The sequence below is a fragment of the Bacillus sp. GMs2/2 genome (genome assembly GCF_050172095.1).
Lineage (GTDB): Bacteria > Bacillota > Bacilli > Bacillales > Bacillaceae_G > Bacillus_A > Bacillus_A cereus.
Genome location: NZ_JBNLYE010000422.1, coordinates 1 through 3,166 on the forward strand (window position 1 = coordinate 1; position 3,166 = coordinate 3,166).

Here is a 3,166-nt window from a genome sequence, read left to right on the forward strand (position 1 = left end):
GTAAACCGTTTCAGCAGCTACGACGCTTGTTAAAAGAGAAAAAGCAGAAATAGCTATTGTCATGATTAAAGCGTTGAGAGGAATCCCACGTGATGATAATTTCTTTAAAAATGCTGGAGCCATTTCGTTTTTTGATAAAGACCAAAGCATGCGAGTAGCAGCGTATAGTCCTGAGTTTGCAACAGAAAGAACAGCAGTAAGAATAACAAAGTTCATAATATCAGCTGCATATGGAATACCGATATTATCAAAAACAGCAACGAATGGGCTCTTTGTGAGTCCTGCTTCTTCCCAAGGAATTAAAGCAACAAGAACAAAGATTGCTAAGACGAAGAAAAACATTGTGCGCCATATAATATTTCTAATAGAACGAGGTAAAGTTTTTGCTGGATCTTCGCTTTCACCTGCTGCGATTCCGACAAGCTCTGTACCTTGGAAGGAATAATTGACTGTAACCATTGTTAATAGAATAGCTGCAAGTCCATTCGGAAATAAACCACCATGATTTACGAAATTTGAAAGAAGTGGAGCTGGTTCGTCGCCTTTTAAATCAATAAAGCCGAACATAGCGGCGCCACCAAGAATTATAAAAGCTATAATGGCAGATACTTTTATACTTGAAAACCAAAATTCTGTTTCTGCATAACTACGAGCAGATAATGCGTTAATAGTAAAGATTGTAACGCCAAATATTAAACACCAAACCCAAACAGGAATATCAGGAAACCAGCGCTGCATTGTAATACCGGCAGTTGTAAATTCAAGACCGGTCGTATTCGCCCAGCTTAACCAATACAACCATCCGATTGTAAAGCCAGTTGCAGGATTGATGAATTTAGTGGCATATTCCTGGAAAGAACCCGAAACAGGCATGGCTACAGCGAGTTCACCAAGACATAGCATAACGAAATACATTAATAATCCACCGGCCATAAAGGCAAGTACGGATCCACCAGGTCCAGCTTGACTTATAATAAAGCCAGATCCGTTAAATAACCCCGTTCCAATCACACCACCGAGTGCAATCATGAATAAGTGTCTACTTTTCATCGTACGTTTTAATTCATTGTTTGTATTGTTTACTTGCGCCATTATTTTCCTCACTTTCGTAGTTGATAGAATAAAGTTTGATGTTTTTCCGTATTATGGAATGTATTCCGTGATGTGAAATCTTGTTATAATTTTCAGACAATTAAAAAGAAAAGTCAATATTTTTTTGTTTGCGTTTTCAATTCATTGTTAGTGATATGTTTTTATTGTTAGAAAATTAAATAAATAGATTGATTTCATTTCGAATGTTTGCTAAATTGATAGTTAATTAAGCGTACTAACATATTACGAGTAAAGTTGAGGCGAGTTATGGTACAGTCCATTGATCGAGCGATAAGTATTATTAAATTATTGAATTCTACAAATGAAAAAGAGTATTGGGCTATTTCTGATATAGCTGATGGAACACATCTCCCGGTTAGTACAGTACATAGATTACTTAACTCTCTAATGGAGCATGGGTTAGTTACACAAATTACAGAGACAAAACAGTACAAAATTGGACCAATGTGGATGGAAATAGGGTTACGTCAATTGGAGAAGGTAGACTATAGATCTGTTGCAAGAGAAGTGATGAAACGTTTGGCTGCTGAAGTGGAAGAAAGTGTCTATTTGAATATTCCAAACGGAACGCATTCTATTATCATTGAAAGAATTGATAGTCCTTTAAAAATTCGGGTTATCGATAATCTAGGAGAACAAATTCCACTTTCAATTGGTGCTGCAAATAAAACGATGCTTGCCAATATGAAAACGAATGAAATGGAACATATTGTAGAGTATTTACTTCCTTCATTACCAGAACAAAAGCAAATTCTTCTTAATCAAATAAAGCAAATAAAAAATGAAGGATATGCTGTCAGTTATGGTGAAAAAACAGAAGGGACAGCTTCAGTAGCTGCACCTATTATCGGATTTAATCATAAAGTAGTAGGAGCATTAAGTGTTGGGTTAATTAGTCATCGTATTAATGATGATCGACTATCTTTTCTTATTAGCAAGGTAAAACAAGCAGCTCATGAAATATCAATAAAAATCGGCAGTACATCAGAACTATAATTTTGATAGCTGTCGTCATTTTTTATTCATATATTGGAATTCGTTTTCATAATGCGGAAAAATAGGGGGATTTATATGTCAAAGTGGCAATCAAAAGAACAATTGATTCAATTATTAAGCAGTCTTGTTGAAATTCCTAGTATTACAGGTACAGAGGCTGAAGTGATATTGCCAGACTTTGTTGTGGAGCAATTATCTGATTTACAGTACTTCAAAGAAAACCCGCACCATGTGCAAAAAAATCCGACGGGGGACGGACGATATTTTGTTACAGCACTAGTAAAGAAAAGCGATAGTACAAAAAATACTGTAATTCTAGTAAGTCACTTTGATGTTGTAGATGTACAAGATTACGGAGTGTGGAAAGAAGATGCATTTAATCCTAAAAAGTTAACATCTATGTTTTATTCTCATAAAGATGAACTTCCAGACCATGTACGTGAAGATATAGAACATGGAGATTGGCTGTTTGGTAGAGGAACAATGGACATGAAATGCGGCCTCGCATTACAAATGGCAATGATTGAACAAGCATGTGAAGGAAGATTCGATGGGAATGTTCTTTTATTGGCTGTACCAGATGAAGAAGTGAATTCTGTAGGGATGAGGGCCGCTGTTCCGAGGCTATTAGATTTAGCAAGAGAGCATAATTTAGATTATAAAACGGTCTTAAACTCAGAGCCTATGTTTTCAAGACATCCTGGTGACCAAAATAAGTATATTTACACTGGCTCTATTGGTAAAGTGTTACCTGGTTTTCTTTGCTACGGAAAAGAGACACATGTAGGTGAACCTTTTGCAGGGTTAAATGGGAGTTATATGGCTTCATTAATAACAGCAGAACTAGAGTTAAACACAGACCTTTGTGATATTGTAGAAGGGGAAGCGAGTCCTCCACCAACTAACTTACTTCAAAGGGACTTAAAAGAGGATTATTCTGTACAAATTCCGCATCGTGCAGTCACATTATTTAATTTGTTTTTATTAGAAAAATCAATGACAGATGTAGTTTCATTGTTACGTCAAAAAGTAACGAAAGTAGCAGAGAAAATAGAAG

3 protein-coding genes are annotated in these 3,166 nt (G+C 35.9%); 2 read left to right on the forward strand and 1 reads right to left on the reverse strand.

Translation table 11 applies throughout. The features are described from left to right. Positions 1-1,092: amino acid permease (locus tag ACQGS6_RS25430; RefSeq protein WP_426965803.1), on the reverse strand; the 1,092-nt coding region annotated here is incomplete at its 3' end. Positions 1,093-1,359: 267 nt separating this feature from the next. On the opposite strand from ACQGS6_RS25430, the gene ACQGS6_RS25435 reads away from it, so the two are divergent. Further along, positions 1,360-2,109, forward strand: a complete 750-nt coding sequence (locus ACQGS6_RS25435) for an IclR family transcriptional regulator (protein ID WP_061655471.1) — start codon at positions 1,360-1,362, stop codon at positions 2,107-2,109. Positions 2,110-2,160: 51 nt separating this feature from the next. Beyond that, positions 2,161-3,166, forward strand: a 1,006-nt coding sequence (locus ACQGS6_RS25440; protein ID WP_426965804.1) for a M20/M25/M40 family metallo-hydrolase, incomplete at its 3' end; no start/stop codon positions are given.

Coding starts and splice junctions, on each gene's coding strand:
- ACQGS6_RS25435 (WP_061655471.1), top strand. CDS start 1,360: ATGGTACAGTCCATTGATCGAGCGATAAGTATTATTAAATTATTGAAT.